The sequence below is a fragment of the Metabacillus litoralis genome, assembly GCF_020524045.1.
Taxonomy (GTDB): domain Bacteria; phylum Bacillota; class Bacilli; order Bacillales; family Bacillaceae; genus Metabacillus; species Metabacillus litoralis_C.
This window is the reverse complement of record NZ_JAIVKL010000009.1, coordinates 96,444-111,042: the sequence shown is the minus strand read 5'-3', so window position 1 is coordinate 111,042 and position 14,599 is coordinate 96,444. Positions and strand designations below refer to the sequence as shown.

General features: G+C 34.3%; 13 protein-coding genes and 1 pseudogene. 5 read left to right on the top strand and 9 right to left on the bottom strand.

What is annotated here, in order from left to right; genetic code table 11:
- The first annotated feature begins 100 nt into the window (after nucleotides 1-100).
- Nucleotides 101-304 (top strand): hypothetical protein, encoded by a 204-nt coding sequence (locus tag LC076_RS15175; RefSeq protein ID WP_264191573.1) that lies wholly within the window; start codon nucleotides 101-103, stop codon nucleotides 302-304.
- 377 nt (nucleotides 305-681) lie between these two features.
- Here the strand turns inward: LC076_RS15175 and LC076_RS15170 are convergent.
- Nucleotides 682-1,887: pseudogene (locus tag LC076_RS15170) on the bottom strand (methyl-accepting chemotaxis protein); the annotation flags it as partial.
- 610 nt (nucleotides 1,888-2,497) lie between these two features.
- On the opposite strand from LC076_RS15170, the gene LC076_RS15165 reads away from it, so the two are divergent.
- The 3 genes from LC076_RS15165 to LC076_RS15155 are packed head-to-tail and all read left to right on the top strand — an operon-like array spanning nucleotide 2,498 to nucleotide 5,785.
- Complete coding sequence (locus LC076_RS15165) at nucleotides 2,498-2,884, top strand: GntR family transcriptional regulator (protein WP_226669949.1); 387 nt, start codon at nucleotides 2,498-2,500, stop codon at nucleotides 2,882-2,884.
- Nucleotides 2,881-3,783 carry an ABC transporter ATP-binding protein gene (locus tag LC076_RS15160; protein WP_226669948.1) on the top strand — a complete coding sequence of 301 codons (903 nt, stop codon included), beginning with the start codon at nucleotides 2,881-2,883 and terminating at the stop codon, nucleotides 3,781-3,783. The genes LC076_RS15165 and LC076_RS15160 overlap by 4 nt, the downstream gene beginning before the upstream one ends.
- Nucleotides 3,758-5,785 carry a hypothetical protein gene (locus tag LC076_RS15155; RefSeq protein WP_226669947.1) on the top strand — a complete coding sequence of 676 codons (2,028 nt, stop codon included), beginning with the start codon at nucleotides 3,758-3,760 and terminating at the stop codon, nucleotides 5,783-5,785. Before LC076_RS15160 ends, LC076_RS15155 begins: the two co-directional genes overlap by 26 nt.
- Nucleotides 5,786-5,807: 22 nt before the next feature.
- Here the strand turns inward: LC076_RS15155 and LC076_RS15150 are convergent, their stop codons facing one another.
- Nucleotides 5,808-5,963 (bottom strand): hypothetical protein, encoded by a 156-nt coding sequence (locus tag LC076_RS15150; RefSeq protein WP_226669946.1) that lies wholly within the window; start codon nucleotides 5,961-5,963, stop codon nucleotides 5,808-5,810.
- Between the two features lie 169 nt (nucleotides 5,964-6,132).
- On the opposite strand from LC076_RS15150, the gene LC076_RS15145 reads away from it, so the two are divergent.
- Nucleotides 6,133-6,411, top strand: a complete 279-nt coding sequence (locus LC076_RS15145; protein WP_413465995.1) for a hypothetical protein — start codon at nucleotides 6,133-6,135, stop codon at nucleotides 6,409-6,411.
- Between the two features lie 89 nt (nucleotides 6,412-6,500).
- Here LC076_RS15145 and LC076_RS15140 read toward each other — a convergent pair whose 3' ends face one another.
- The 7 genes from LC076_RS15140 to LC076_RS15110 form a co-directional block, all read right to left on the bottom strand.
- Nucleotides 6,501-7,955 carry an alanine/glycine:cation symporter family protein gene (locus tag LC076_RS15140; RefSeq protein WP_226669945.1) on the bottom strand — a complete coding sequence of 485 codons (1,455 nt, stop codon included), beginning with the start codon at nucleotides 7,953-7,955 and terminating at the stop codon, nucleotides 6,501-6,503.
- A gap of 156 nt (nucleotides 7,956-8,111) precedes the next feature.
- Nucleotides 8,112-8,840 carry a glycerophosphodiester phosphodiesterase gene (locus LC076_RS15135; protein WP_226669944.1) on the bottom strand — a complete coding sequence of 243 codons (729 nt, stop codon included), beginning with the start codon at nucleotides 8,838-8,840 and terminating at the stop codon, nucleotides 8,112-8,114.
- A 410-nt stretch (nucleotides 8,841-9,250) separates the two neighbouring features.
- Nucleotides 9,251-10,627 carry an ABC transporter substrate-binding protein gene (locus LC076_RS15130; protein WP_226669943.1) on the bottom strand — a complete coding sequence of 459 codons (1,377 nt, stop codon included), beginning with the start codon at nucleotides 10,625-10,627 and terminating at the stop codon, nucleotides 9,251-9,253.
- Nucleotides 10,628-10,683: 56 nt separating this feature from the next.
- Nucleotides 10,684-11,496: a carbohydrate ABC transporter permease gene (locus tag LC076_RS15125; RefSeq protein ID WP_226669942.1), complete on the bottom strand. Its 813-nt coding sequence runs from the start codon at nucleotides 11,494-11,496 to the stop codon at nucleotides 10,684-10,686.
- Nucleotides 11,493-12,431: a carbohydrate ABC transporter permease gene (locus LC076_RS15120; RefSeq protein ID WP_226669941.1), complete on the bottom strand. Its 939-nt coding sequence runs from the start codon at nucleotides 12,429-12,431 to the stop codon at nucleotides 11,493-11,495. Before LC076_RS15120 ends, LC076_RS15125 begins: the two co-directional genes overlap by 4 nt.
- The gene (locus LC076_RS15115; protein WP_226669940.1) at nucleotides 12,428-13,552 is read right to left on the bottom strand and encodes an ABC transporter ATP-binding protein; all 1,125 of its coding nucleotides are present in this window, start codon (nucleotides 13,550-13,552) and stop codon (nucleotides 12,428-12,430) included. The genes LC076_RS15120 and LC076_RS15115 overlap by 4 nt, the downstream gene beginning before the upstream one ends.
- A 40-nt stretch (nucleotides 13,553-13,592) precedes the next feature.
- Nucleotides 13,593-14,201: a glycerol-3-phosphate responsive antiterminator gene (locus LC076_RS15110; RefSeq protein ID WP_226669939.1), complete on the bottom strand. Its 609-nt coding sequence runs from the start codon at nucleotides 14,199-14,201 to the stop codon at nucleotides 13,593-13,595.
- Between the last annotated feature and the right edge of the window lie 398 nt (nucleotides 14,202-14,599).

Here is a 14,599-nt window from a genome sequence, read left to right as displayed (position 1 = left end):
ATAATAGGCACTCAATGCGAAGAAAAGCAAACTTGAAAAGGTTTTCCTTCTGTCACTTTGTGGTAATGAGTAGTACAAACAGTAGAAAGTGGTGAGTATTGTGAATTCAGAGGAAAATAACCAAAGAAAAAAACGAGATCATCCAGAACAATACGAAACAGATAAAGAAACACTATTTGACCGCTTTGAAAGTGAACAACATGTAGATCCAATCCCAATGGAAGACCTAAAAAAAGAAAAACGCGAGGAAAAACAGAAGCATAAAACAAAAGATGAGTCTGCTAGTGAAGATAAATATAAGTAACTATCAAAAAGAGCAAATCTAAGCTATAGATTTGCTCTTTTTTCTTTAAATTTGAACAGTAACATGTTGAATCGTTCAACTTTGGCCTATAATCATTCAACTTTTCACATTAATCGTTCAACTTTGCTAGTTAATCATTCAACTTTAGCAATTATTCGTTCAACTCTACTTTGAGTCCATGTTTTAACTAGTTAATTCGTCAACTTCTTGTGTGATTCCATCAACTTCTTGTGTTAATCCGTCAACTTTGCCACACAATCCATCATCCGACAACTTTCGACACCACTCGCATCCGCACATATATAATTTCAAGCTCACCCACACACCGTGAAACAACATAAAAAAAGCTACCTCATCAGAAGTAGCTTTTTCATCTATTATTGTGCATCCTCAGCTTTTTCCAAAAGAGAATTTGCTAAAACTGAAAGATTGCTTGTTGTATTGTTAATTTCTTTGATTGATAACACTATTGAATCAAGATCTTCTTTATTACGATCGAACATCGTTAAATAGTTTTCCATTTCCATCTTAACTGTTGCAAGTCCACCTTTTACTTGTTCAATTTTTGTCTGTGATTGCTGTGTTGATTCATTCATCGTTTTCATGTTTTCTACCAGATCATTCGTAGAGTTGTTATTTTTCTCAACTAGTGATTTAATTTTATTACTCATCATTTTAGAGTTTTCAGCAAGATTACGCACCTCTGAGGCAACAACTGCAAATCCACGTCCTTCTTCACCCGCTCTAGCTGCTTCTATTGATGCATTTAGTGCAAGTAAATTTGTTTGATCTGCAATATCCTCGATGCTTTTTGTCATTTCAAAGATTTTCTCTGAGTTATCTTTTAATTCGAAAATTCCACTAATCGATGTATTGACCTTTTCGATGACATCTCCAAATGTTGAAATCATCGAAGCCATTTGCGTTTCATTTTCGTTCGTCAAATTCACAAGGTTTTTACTGCTTTTTTGTGTAGTTTCTGTTTCTTGACGAATTTGGTCTGCTTTTGTACTAGTTTCATAGACTGTTGCTTCTGTTTCCTCAACGGATGCTGCTACCTCTTGGCTAATAGCCGTTAATTCTTTTTGAAGTAATTCTTTAGAAGCATTTAATTCCTCAAGCTCGTTCATTCTTGCTTGGATGTAATTTTCAACAACTAATTGTGAATCTAAATTTGTAATATGAGTGACTGCCAATAAGATTTTTGATAATTTTTCTGGTTCTTTCTCAAATTTCTTCACAAGTTGAGGTATTAACAATGTATTAATAGCTGAGTAAGTAGCAATAAACCAAGCTGCTGGTAAATTCGCACCATTATGTGTGCCACCTATTCTTTTTCTCATTTCAAAAAAATTATCATCAAGTTGTCCACTTAACAAACTTTGGAAATACATAACAAAAACACGATATAAACGTTCTCTTGATGAGTGTTCCGTTGCGATTCCTTTTAAAATCGGTTGCTTGTACAACTGATTTAATACTTTTTGTAAAATATCATCAATAATTTCAAGTAAAAATGGTTGAGCTTCTTGTAATAATGCAAGATGCTCCTTTGTTACACCCATATATTCTAACCGAGCTGCTATATTTCGATCATCAACAACAGCAAGATTATTCGCTTCTGGAAATTCTACTTTAGGTATAAATTCCTCTATAGCTACACGGTCCTTTTTCCCAAATCCTAGCATATTTCCCATCCTCCCAGTTATCACTAATCACATTGTATAACATTTGTACTACTATTGTATACATAAAGGTACACAATTCGCCAAATATCTTATTCTATTAATAAGGAAAGCCAATTTCAAAGCTCATTTTATGCATTATCTTTTCATTAGCAGTAATGAAACTTCTGATCGCTACTATCACTCTTCTATATTATGAGCCTTTTCCTTATGAACATAAAGAACTATTACTATTTAATTAAGCTCTTTTCTGAACAATTGTTTCTATGTAACCGAATATAGAGTAAAAACAGTTTATTTCACTCTAAGGGTAATAATTTATGAAGAAAAAATGGTACTAAAACAAAATACAGTGCTGATTACTTCGGGGTATTTAAAAACAACAAAGTTTACGAAACCAACCCTAAATAAAATAAATTCACAAAAACGTATTGTATTTACTTTAACAAAATTATACAATAACTGTACTAACAATATTAATACAGTTAACACAAGAAGGGGGTTACTTATGTTTCAGCTTGATGTTAGAAGCAGGAAACCCATATACGAGCAACTGGTAGATAAAATTAAAGAATTAATCATTAACAGAATTCTTAAGCCTGATGAACAATTACCTTCAGTACGAGTGCTGTCTAGCCAATTAACCGTTAATCCTAATACGATTCAACGAGCCTATCGTGAGCTTGAAAGTCAGGGATATCTTTATTCAGTTAAAGGAAAAGGAAATTTTGTTGCTGCAATTGAGCAAATGCCGACTGATAATAAATTAGCTGAATTAAAAACAGATATTCAAAAACTAATTGCTGAAGCAATCTATCTTGGCTTAACAAAAGCAGATTTATACGTGCTTTTTGATGAAGCACATCAACAAACAAAAGGGGATAAACATTCATGATAACAGTTCATTCCATTAGTAAAAAATATAATAACCACAAGGCAGTAAACGAGCTATCCCTCTCTGTTAAAAAAGGCTCAATTTATGGTCTCTTAGGATCAAACGGAGCTGGAAAAACATCTCTTCTTAAAATAATTGCTGGAATCAATAAACCTGACAAAGGCAATATATTCATAGATGAGTTACCTGCATATGAAAATGTTGCCGTAAAAGAACGTGTTGTATTTATTCCTGATGTTTTATATTTTTTTCCGCAAGCAACAATCGCGAACATGGCTGCACAATATCGAGAATATTATCCAAATTGGAATCAACAACGATTTGATCAGTTAAAAAGTGCTTTTAAAATTGACTTAAATAAAAAGGTTCATCGCCTTTCAAAAGGAATGAAGCGACAAGTTGCCTTTTGGCTTGCATTATCAGCTATGCCAGATGTATTAATTTTAGATGAACCAATTGATGGTCTTGACCCTGTTATGAGACAAAAGGTAAAAAATCTACTATTCCAAGATGTTGCAGAGCGAGAAATGACAATCATTATTTCATCACACAATCTTCGAGAAATAGAAGATCTATGTGATCATGTTGGAATTATGCATAACGGCAAAATCATTATTGAGAAAGAAATTGATGATTTAAAATGTGACACACATAAAATTCAACTGGCACTAGCAGATCCTACTCATGAAGAACATCTATTAAGTAAATTAACGATTCTCCATTATGAAAAAAGAGGGAGTGTTTCTTTACTTATCGTCAGAGGAGATGAAGAGGAAATTAATAAGATTATCCATTCAACAGAGATTATCCTATATGATTTATTACCATTAACTCTCGAAGAAATTTTTATTTATGAAATGGAGGATATCGGATATGAAATCGAAAAAATCCTTCTTTAAGAGTGTTGTTATCAAACAAGATATAAGGCAGCATGGATGGATCGGTATTGTTTATTTCCTCCTACTACTATTTGCCATACCATTAGAAATTCTGCAACTTGCAGATAGAGAATATGTTATTTTTTCAGATTATAGAAACTATTTTTTGTTAAATCCTTCTATGCAGGTGTTAATACTATTTTCACTACCTATAGCTGCAGGTGTGTTACTTTTTAGATACTTACAAACAGAAGCTGCTGTAGATATGACTCACAGTTTGCCTATTCGAAGAGCAACCTTATATTATAGTCATTTGATAAGTGGTTTACTTTTACTTCTTATCCCATTATTGCTAACTTCATTTATTACGTTTTTCGTCACAAGAAGTGTTGAAGAACTTACCGGAATCCTGACAATCACTGACTTGGTGTCATGGACATTACTTTTTATGTTGTTAACCTGCTTTCTTTTTGTCATCACTACTACTGTAGGTATGATTACAGGTATGTCAACAGCACAAGCTATTTTAACCTATATCTTTCTCTTTTTACCTCTAGGTGTGGTCACATTGGTTAACTATAACCTATCGTTTTTATTGTTTGGCTACTCGTCTTCAATCACAGAGGAAACAACTGGAAACTTATCACCATTTTTTCGATTCATCGGTACCTATGGCCAATTTAATCCGTATACTGGTTTTGAAATCATTGCTTACACAATATTAACGATTCTATTGATCTTAATTGGACTTGGTTTATATAAAGCAAGACAACTTGAAAAAGCAACAGAAGTGATTACCTTTCCTTTTATCACGCCAATTTTCAAGTATGGTGTGACGTTTTGTAGTATGACTCTTGGCGGCTCCTATTTTTCTGCAACAGCTACTCTTAATTGGAATTGGATTGTTTTTGGGTACATCGTTGGGGCATTAATAGGCTACACAGCTGCTGAGATGATTTTACAAAAAACATGGCGAATCTTTCAAATGAAAGCTTTTATCGGCTTTGCTGTATATAGTGTTATTTTCTTTGTTATTCTTCTTAGCATAAGTGCTGATTTATTTCAGTATGAAAGCAAGCTTCCAAAAATGGATCAAATTGATGAAGTCTACTTTGGTGATAAATATGCGGTGGAAGATGCAGGAACTAACAATGAACTGCAGTTTTCAGACTCTAAGCTTTATATTCAAGATGTTCGAAATCTTCATGAGTACATTCTTGATGAAAAAGAAGTAATAGAGGATATTGTTAGTGATGACATAAACTATATGCAAGGCATTCTCATTTACAAATTAAAGAATGGAAGGACGATCAAAAGAGAATACCAAATTCCAATTGACATGATGAACAAGGTTTTAACACCTATATTGGAAGCTAAGGATTATCAAATAACACGACCAGAGTTTCTACAATTACAAAGCAAAGAAGATCCTATTAATATACGAATTTTCCCAAATGCTCCTGGCTTGAATGCTGTTACCATTTCAAGCAAAGAGGATATTGAAAGTTTTAAAGCAGCGATAGAGAAAGACATTTCTTCACAAACAGTTGATTCATTGTTTTATTCAACAAGTTCTTTGGGATATATCGAGCTCTCCTACGGTCAAAATGTTGAAAATACTACTAATATGGAACATCAATATATGGATACTGTTAATATTGAATGGAAGAAATCGTATGCTGCAATATCGAAATGGTTAGAAGATCATGAGTATTTAGAGGATTTAACAATTAGTGAAGAAGATATTACTAAAATTGAATTAATGAGACAACCCATACCAACAGATAACTCTAACAAATTTGAAAAAGATAGTCCTGAAGAAATTTTTCATACAGAGGGAACGATTAGTGAAAATGTCTTAACCATATCAAATAAAGAACTTTTCCCTAGTATCATAAACAACTTTGTTGACTACACAAATGTTCAATCTTATTATCTTAAACTCACATTAAAGAACGGGCAGAATTGGTATGGATTCATTGAAGAAACACACCTTCCAGAAGAAATAAAAAATGAACTTTAGTAAGATGGGGTCTGACCCCATCTTATTTTTTGTTCGCTTGCTTGCCACTTTTCTTTTGGCTTTGATGCTGGCTATTACCTATTTGAAAATCGCTACCTAATTCTACTTCATTTTCTCCTTGTTGCTTGCTAATTTGTTTTCCAGTTTGTTCTTTATTTTGCATTCCTTGCTTCGACATATTCCATTCCTCCTTCTTTAGTGCTTTTCATACTATGCACAAAAAATCACTTTTTATCCTAAAAAAATATGTGAATTCCCCCAAAAAACAGAAAGAAATTCTGGACAAATTCCCTATTTATTAAATCGACATACGATGAAAAAGAAAATTTCGAAAGGACGGATGCTCAATGTATCAACACTATCAATATCCACAATTTCCATACTCTGAACAAGCTGCACATCAACAATATAGTCAGCCAATGAACGCTCAATTAAAACACTATACATTACAACAAGTAGAACCTCTAGTTCAGTATGGTTTAAAGGAAGCTCAAGCTACATCATATCAACACACATTAAGAGAAGTTGCTGCGATCGCTTATTTAATGGGTAAAGGTTATGAGCCACAAACCGCTTACAAAACGGTCGAGTCATGGGAATTGAATGAATATTTTCGTCATTTCTAAACGAGATAAAGTGTAGCGATTTTCGTGAATGTATGAAAAAACCGACTAAACAGGAAGACTGTTTAGTCGGTCTTTTCGTTTCTTTATGATTAAGAAGCTTGATCTTTATCCTTTTTATATTCCGTTTCCCAATAATCCGCATTTTTAATGCCAAGAGCTTTAGGATCGAATACAGGATCAACGCCTTGCTTCCTTTGTTGCTCGTAATCTTTTAATGCTGTTAGAGCTGGCTTCGCTAATAGAAGAATGGCAATTAAATTCAACCATACCATTAGCCCCAAACCAACGTCACCAAGTGCCCAAGCTAATTTAGCTTCGTTTGTTGCACCATAGAAAGTTGCTCCTAACAGAATAATCTTTAAAGCAAACATTGCCCATTTACTATTCGTGACACGAGTTAAATATGCAACATTTGTTTCAGCAATATAGTAATAAGCCATAATTGTTGTGAAAGCAAAGAAGAATAATGAAACTGCCACAAATCCAGCTCCAAATCCAGGAAGTACTGACTCAATTGCAGCTTGTGTATATCCAGGACCTGGCTCTACACCTTGTAAGTTATTCGCAATCATCGTACCATCAGGCGCTTCTGTATTATACATACCTGTAAATAAAATCATAAATGCTGTTGCTGAACAAACAAATAAAGTATCGATATATACAGAAAAAGATTGAACTAACCCTTGCTTAGCAGGATGTGATACTTCAGCAGCTGCAGCAGCATGAGGACCTGTTCCTTGTCCTGCTTCATTTGAGTAGATACCACGTTTTACTCCCCAAGCAATCGCAGCACCGACAATTCCACCAAATGCAGAATCTAGTGCAAATGCACTTCTAAAAATAAGACTAAGAACCCCTGGTAATTCACCAATATTTGCAAATACAATAATTAATGATACAAGAATATATCCGATAGCCATGAAAGGTACCACATATTGAGCAACAGATGCAATACGCTTTACTCCACCAAAAATAATCACACCAATTAAAGCAATAAGTATAATTCCAGTAACCGTTGTATTCATATTAAATGCGTTTTCTAATCCTACAGCAATTGAATTTGATTGAATTCCCGGCATTAGTAAGCTCATCGCTAAGATTGCAGCAATGGCAAACGTAACCGCAAACCACTTCCAACCAATTCCCTTTTCAATATAGTAAGCAGGTCCACCACGATATTCGCCATCCTGTTTTACTTTATAAATTTGAGCAAGAGTTGATTCTATGAATGCACTTGATGCCCCAATAAATGCGATCATCCACATCCAAAACACTGCACCTGGTCCACCAAAAGCAATAGCAGTTGCTGTACCAGCAATATTACCTGTTCCTACACGACCTGATAAAGCAATAGCAAGGGCCTGAAAGGAAGATACTCCAGCTTTCGAACTCTTTCCTTCAAACATTAATTTAACCATTTCTTTAATATGCCTTACCTGTAAAAAACGTGTAAGAATTGAAAATAGTAAACCTACCCCTAAACAGATGTAGATCACAGGTGTACTCCAAAGCACCCCATTTAATGCATTCACAAAATTCTCCAAAACACTACCCCCTTTTTTGAAAAGACAGAATTTTCATTCTAGGAAAATTATAATCAATCTACTTGGATAAAACAACAAAAATGTGAGATATTCTCACATTTTATTTTTATTCTAGTAAAATATTTAACTTGTATTTTTAACATATTAATCCTTTTGTTATTTTTCTATAAACCGATGTGGATAGTCAGTTATTATAGCATTAATACTGGAATCGCTTAACTGTTTATACTCTTTTATTGAGTTGATCGTAAAAACTCTCAATGGAATTCCACGCTCATTGACCTTTTTTCCAATAATAGATTGTGCAAAAATAGCTTCACAATGAACGGCATTAACATGTAGGTTTTCTACCTCTTTTAAAACGTCTACTGGAACTCCCTCGATTAGATATGCTGTTTCTATTAGAGAATCTAAATCATAGATCTTTTTTAAACTGTTTTTATTAAAGGAAGAGATAATGCATTGATTTCTCATATTATATTTATTAATGAGTTCTAGCACCTTTTCTTCCAAACCTAGATACTCAATGACATCATTTTTGAGCTCAATATTAATTAACAATGGATAATCTAATGTTTTTACCCATTGCAAAACCTCTTCAAGTAATGGGATGGATTCTCCAGCGAATTTAGAATCAAACCAGCTTCCTGCATCATATTTTTTTAACTGCTTCCAAACAAAATCCTTTACATATCCAATGCCATTTGTGGTTCGATCGATCGTTTCATCATGAATAACAACAACTTCACCATCTTTTGTCATTTGTACATCTAACTCAATACCATGAGCTGTGCTTAATGCAGCTGCTCGAAAGCTAATCATCGTATTTTCAGGATACTCACCACTAACACCTCGATGAGCGAAAAATTGTGTAGTTCCTTCCATTACACATCCCTCATTTCCTCGTTTGTTATAAATCATAAATCATTATTATATGAATAAGAAAACTCTAACACCTGGATCAGCTCCAGTCATATATAAGACGCACAGGAATTGAATACTATTTGAATTCAATTCCTGTGTTGCTTATGTTCTACAAAAATTGTAGCGATAGACTAGCACTTGAGCTATTTCATTTTTTAAAAAGTGGTGACATTTTTATCCCCTTGTTGAGCAACTCGGCGCTTGGAGGATACCGAAATGAAATTCACCTTATGAAAAAGACCCTAGAAGCAAACTCCTTCAAGGGTCACTGTGAAATTAGATTTTAATTAAGTAGAGACTATCTATCAATCTTCTATCTTCATGCTAGTAAATAGGTTATTCCTTGCTTTGTTTGTTATGATCTGAGTCTTTTACTTTCCTTGCTTTTTATTAGCAACCTCTAAGGCACGATTTGTTTCCTCAGCTGCTTGATCAAGTGCTTCTTGAGGATCCATTCCTTGATATAAATTTTCCATAGCAGTTACAACTTTTTGACGTGATTCAGGGAAAACAGAGATCAATGCTCCTTGAGTAGCAGTTCCTGGTTTTGTTTCACTAAGTTGATCAACTGTTACCTTTAATTGAGGATACTTTTCCCATTCTTCTTTCACGATATCCTGATCATATGCTGCAGGATTAATCGCAAAATATCCTGTTTTCACGTGCCAATCTGCTTGAACCTCAGGAGTTGTTAAATACTTCATAAATTCCCATGCAGCTTTTTGCTTTTCTTCTTCAATTCCACTTGACATCCATACGGATGCACCACCGATGATAACACCTTGTCTGTCTGCTTCATCAGGAATTGGTAAATATGAAACACCTACTTCAAATTCTGCATTATCTACAATTGTTTTAACACCTGCTGATGAATCTAAATACATCGCCATTTTCCCTGATTGGAATGCAGCGCGCATATCATCCCAGTTTTGACCTACATTATAGAAAGTTCCTTCATTGTACATGTCACTAATTAAATTAAATACATTTAAACCAAGCTCATCATTAAACGTAGCTTTTGTCGCATTACCATTACGTCCATTTTCATTATCAACATAATGACCACCTTGTCCAGCTAACATCTCTTCAAAGAACCAACCATAATTCAAAATAGAAAATCCATATTGACTTGTTTCTCCACCATCAGCTTTTGTTAACTTTTTAGAAGCTTCTTTTAGTTCACTATAAGTCATTGGTGCTTTTTCAGGATCTAAACCAGCTTCTTTAAATGCGTCTTTATTATAAATTAATACTGGTGTTGAAGAGTTGAAAGGCATTGAATATTGTTCACCATCAACTGTGTAGTAATTAGAAATGTTCGATTCCCATTGTGATGTATCATAATTATCTTCATCAATAAATTTTTGAACGGGTTGCACATGTCCACTGTCGATCATATATTTCGTACCAACTTCAAATGTTTGCATAATCGTCGGTGCATCCTTTGTTCCAGCAACTGTGTTGAATTTTGTTAGTGCTTCTTCATAAGTACCTTGGAAAACAGGGGTAACTTCGATATCTTCTTGTGATGCGTTAAAATCTGCAACAATATCCTTTAAAACTGTTTCAAGATCTCCACTCATGGCATGCCAAAAGACTACCTCTTGTTTGCCAGCAGCTTCTTCTGTTTTTGCACCTTCTGTTCCTTCTCCTTCTTCAGATCCTTTTGAATTTGATTGGGAGCTAGAGCATGCACCTAATACTAATAATAAAAGCGCAGATAAAATAATTAGAAATTTATTCTTCATTTGTAATTCCTCCTTGTTTTTCATTAATCTGTCTTCAGCTTATGTATTGTGAAAGATTATTTCAGAGCACCTTGTGTTAATCCTTTTTGCAAGCGTTTTTGACCTAAGAACAAAAGAATGAGCGTCGGAAGTATCACTACAACTACTGCTGCCATCACCACCCCCCATTCTGTTGAAATTTCTTGAGATTGCAGCTGTTTCAAACCAATTTGTACAGTACGAACGCTTTCATTGTTTGTTACAAGCAGTGGCCACAGATACATATTCCAAGTTGTTAAAAAACTATAAATTCCTAAAGTAATCAAGCTAGTTTTAGAAACTGGTAAAACAACATTCCAGAAAAAACGAAAACGACTAATTCCAGCAACTTGAGATGCTTCATATAATTCTTTTGGAATTGTTTTAAATTGCTGTCTTAATAGAAAGGTTCCAAAAGCTAAAGCGAAAAATGGAATGGTTAAGCTTGAATAAGAATTTAGCCAACCTAGCTTCTGAATGGTTAAGAAGTTAGGCACCATTGTTGCTTCCCACGGAATCATCATGGTTGAGATAAAAAGAAAGAATATGAAGTCTCTTCCTTTAAAGCTAACAAACACAAAAGCAAATGCAGCTAAACTTGAGACAATGATTTGACCAAGCATGACAACTGATGACACATACAAGCTATTCCATAAATATTGAATAAGTGGAACCTTTTCAAAAGCAGATTGATAGTTTTCTAGTGTTAATGTTTCAGGGATAATATTTCCTCTTAAAACCTCTCCACCCTGCATAAAGCTAATCATTAATGCATAAAAAATCGGAAACATCATGATTAAAAATGATAGTATTAATAAACTATAAATGACAATTTTCTTTGTTATATTCATTGATAATGCACCTTCCGTTCCCCAATTTTGAATTGAAGAATCGTGACAAGTAAAATACAGAAAAATAATATTGTCGCTTGAGCGCTAGCTGATCCAACATTGTAGTTAATAAATGCTTCTTTATAGATGGAATAAACAATGACATTTGTAGATTCCACAGGCCCACCCTTTGTTAAGATGTCAATTTGCCCAAACGTCTGAAATGAATTGATTAATGAAACCGTAATAATAAAGAACAATGTGGGTGATAGCATCGGAATCGTTATCTTCCTTAACTTATACCAATAACTAACTCCTGCTATATCTGCATTTTCATATAAATGCTCATCAATATTTTGCAATCCTCCTAAAAGGATAAGAAAAGCAAAACCAGTGTTCATCCATACTGTAGAGACAGCAACTGATAGTAGAGCATACTTTGGATCTAACAGCCATTGAGTTTCAGATCCACCTATTGCAACTAGGATTTTATTAAAAATACCGATTGCTGGGTTATACATGAACATCCAAATCACTGATGATGCTGCAACACTCATTCCCATTGTTGAAGAAAACATTGTTCGAAAAAATCCAATTCCTTTTACCTTTTCATTTGAAATGACAGCTAAAAATAAGGCCAATATTACACCAACGGGCACTGTATAAATCACAAATAAAATGGTTGCTTTTATACTTTTTTGAAAGCTTGTTGATTGTAAAAGATAAGTGAAATTCTCAAATCCTACAAACGTAATTGGCACACCTTGTCCATCTGTTAAAAAAAAGCTTAAATACAATGTGCGTAACATTGGATAAAATAGAAAGATGCTAAATAAAAGGATTGATGGTAATAAATACAGTAAGCCTACTACAAAGTTTGGAAGCTCTCTTTTCCCTTTAAATTCCGTTTGGTTAACGTTAATTTGTTCAGTGGATAGAGATGGAGTACTACTCATAACATAGCCTCCTTAAGCGTCCGCTTATCCTCAACCTTTTCTTTATGCCATATACATTCACCACTATCAGCATCAAAAAGTAGCAAATCATCTTCTTTTATATAAAGCGGCATTCTTTCTCCAATGTCGATATTCCATTGTCCGTTCCATTTCGCGATCCATTGCTTCGAACCAACTTCAAAGGTTACCAATGTTTCAGTTCCTAGTACCTCCACATTGATTGCATCTGCAAAAAAGCTCATTTTTCCTTCCTTTGCTAACTGAACACTTTCAGGTCTAATGCCGATCGTTAGATTAGAGGCATTCATAGGTAATTCACCCATCATCTCTTTACTAATTGAAATGGAGCGATTATCTCCTAAAATGAGTGCATGATCTCCGATTTGCCCATTTAATAGATTCATTGGAGGTGCGCCAATAAAGGATGCAACAAATGTATTTGCTGGATTGTTGTAGATATCTAGAGGATGACCGATTTGTTGAACATCTCCGTTATGTAAAATCATCATTCGATCAGCCATCGTCATTGCTTCTGTTTGGTCATGAGTAACATAAATCATGGTGATTCCTAATTTTCGTTGAATTTGCCTAATCTCAGATCTCATTTTCGCACGTAGCTTAGCATCTAAATTTGATAGTGGCTCATCCATTAAGCAAATAGGAGATTGTGTCACAATGGCTCTAGCAAGTGCTACCCTTTGTCTTTGTCCACCAGATAGCTGCCTTGGTTTACGACTTAATAGTTCAGATAAACCCAGCATACTAGCAGTCTCTAGACATCGTTTCTTTTGTTCAGCTTTTGTTACTTTTTTCGTATGAAGCCCAAATGTGATATTTTGTTCGACATTCAGATGCGGATATAAGGCATAGTTTTGAAAAACCATTGATAAATCACGCTGACTAGGAGGTCTTTTCGTTGAAAGTAAGTCTCCAATATAAAGGTCACCACTGCTAATTTCCTCTAGACCTGCGATCATTCGAAGCATTGTACTTTTTCCACAACCAGAAGGACCTACTAAAACAAAAAATTCACCCGGCTCAATTGAAACATCAATACCTTTTATTACGTTTGTTTGTCCATCATAGGATTTTGAAACATTTTTCAATTCAACTTTTTTCATCATTGCACTCCCTTTTTTCGTATAACGCTTAGAAACTTACTTAGGATTTTGTGCTACTTTCACACACTTGCACTTTCCAAAGCCATGGTTTTCCGGTTGAAACAGCAATTGCACCACTATCAAGTGCACAATCTATGTGCTGCTGATTTCTTATTAAACCTCCTGTAATAATTGGGAGATTTGTTTCTTTTTTAAGCTTTCCAATCATTTCAGGAATTAGTGCTGGCATAATTTCAAGTGCATGTGGCTGAATATCATTAACTGTCTGAAGGCCATTTTTCACCGCATCTGTATCAACTAAAAATAATCGTTGAATTGTTAACAACCCTTCTTTTTTAGCAAGCTGGATCAGTGTGCTTTTAGTCGTAACAATGCCAGTTGGCTTTACGTATTTTGCAATAAACTTGAGTCCTTCACGGTCATAACTAATGCCAGGGATTTTTTCAATATGTAAAAAGACGAACCGATTATGTTTTTTTAGCAAATCAACATAACGTTTGATCACACTAATATTTCCTGTTAAAAGAAAAGCAGATTGTATGCTAGATTCTAAAAATTGATCTAAGCTTTTTGGGTCTTTAATAGAGGAGATTAAGCGATCTTCACTTAATCGTTTTGTAAATTCCTTTTGAACATCCTGAATATCCACACTTATTCACTTCCTTACTAATTCTAGTAAAAGCTTAAGCTGTGATTAGTCATAATAACCAAAACAAAAAACCATAAAAAAACACAGGAGCTACGTTTTCGTAATACGCCTATTTCTTTTTATGGTTTCTCATTTTCACAACCTACTATTTATTCACTTGTCCTTCATTACTATCATCTTACTATCAAAACTTTAAGCTAATATGAAGAAATTGTATTAATTTGTAAATCTAGCGTTTACTTCTTGTAAATAAGAAAAGCGTAAGCGCCTTGGTCAGCCCCGACAAGCATAAGACGATTAGGAATAGAAGGTGCTCTTTACCTTCAATTCCTAATTGGCTTATGACCTCGAGGGGCTAGGCGCTGGAGCTAGACACCAAAACTACGTGCAGAATTTTA

Bases quoted from the DNA above. Each gene is read 5' to 3' on its own strand.
- LC076_RS15125 (WP_226669942.1), bottom strand. From the start codon at position 11,496: ATGAATATAACAAAGAAAATTGTCATTTATAGTTTATTAATACTATCA.
- LC076_RS15165 (WP_226669949.1), top strand. From the start codon at position 2,498: ATGTTTCAGCTTGATGTTAGAAGCAGGAAACCCATATACGAGCAACTG.
- LC076_RS15145 (WP_413465995.1), top strand. From the start codon at position 6,133: ATGTATCAACACTATCAATATCCACAATTTCCATACTCTGAACAAGCT.
- LC076_RS15120 (WP_226669941.1), bottom strand. From the start codon at position 12,431: ATGAGTAGTACTCCATCTCTATCCACTGAACAAATTAACGTTAACCAA.
- LC076_RS15155 (WP_226669947.1), top strand. From the start codon at position 3,758: ATGAAATCGAAAAAATCCTTCTTTAAGAGTGTTGTTATCAAACAAGAT.
- LC076_RS15150 (WP_226669946.1), bottom strand. From the start codon at position 5,963: ATGTCGAAGCAAGGAATGCAAAATAAAGAACAAACTGGAAAACAAATT.
- LC076_RS15115 (WP_226669940.1), bottom strand. From the start codon at position 13,552: ATGAAAAAAGTTGAATTGAAAAATGTTTCAAAATCCTATGATGGACAA.
- LC076_RS15135 (WP_226669944.1), bottom strand. From the start codon at position 8,840: ATGGAAGGAACTACACAATTTTTCGCTCATCGAGGTGTTAGTGGTGAG.
- LC076_RS15130 (WP_226669943.1), bottom strand. From the start codon at position 10,627: ATGAAGAATAAATTTCTAATTATTTTATCTGCGCTTTTATTATTAGTA.
- LC076_RS15160 (WP_226669948.1), top strand. From the start codon at position 2,881: ATGATAACAGTTCATTCCATTAGTAAAAAATATAATAACCACAAGGCA.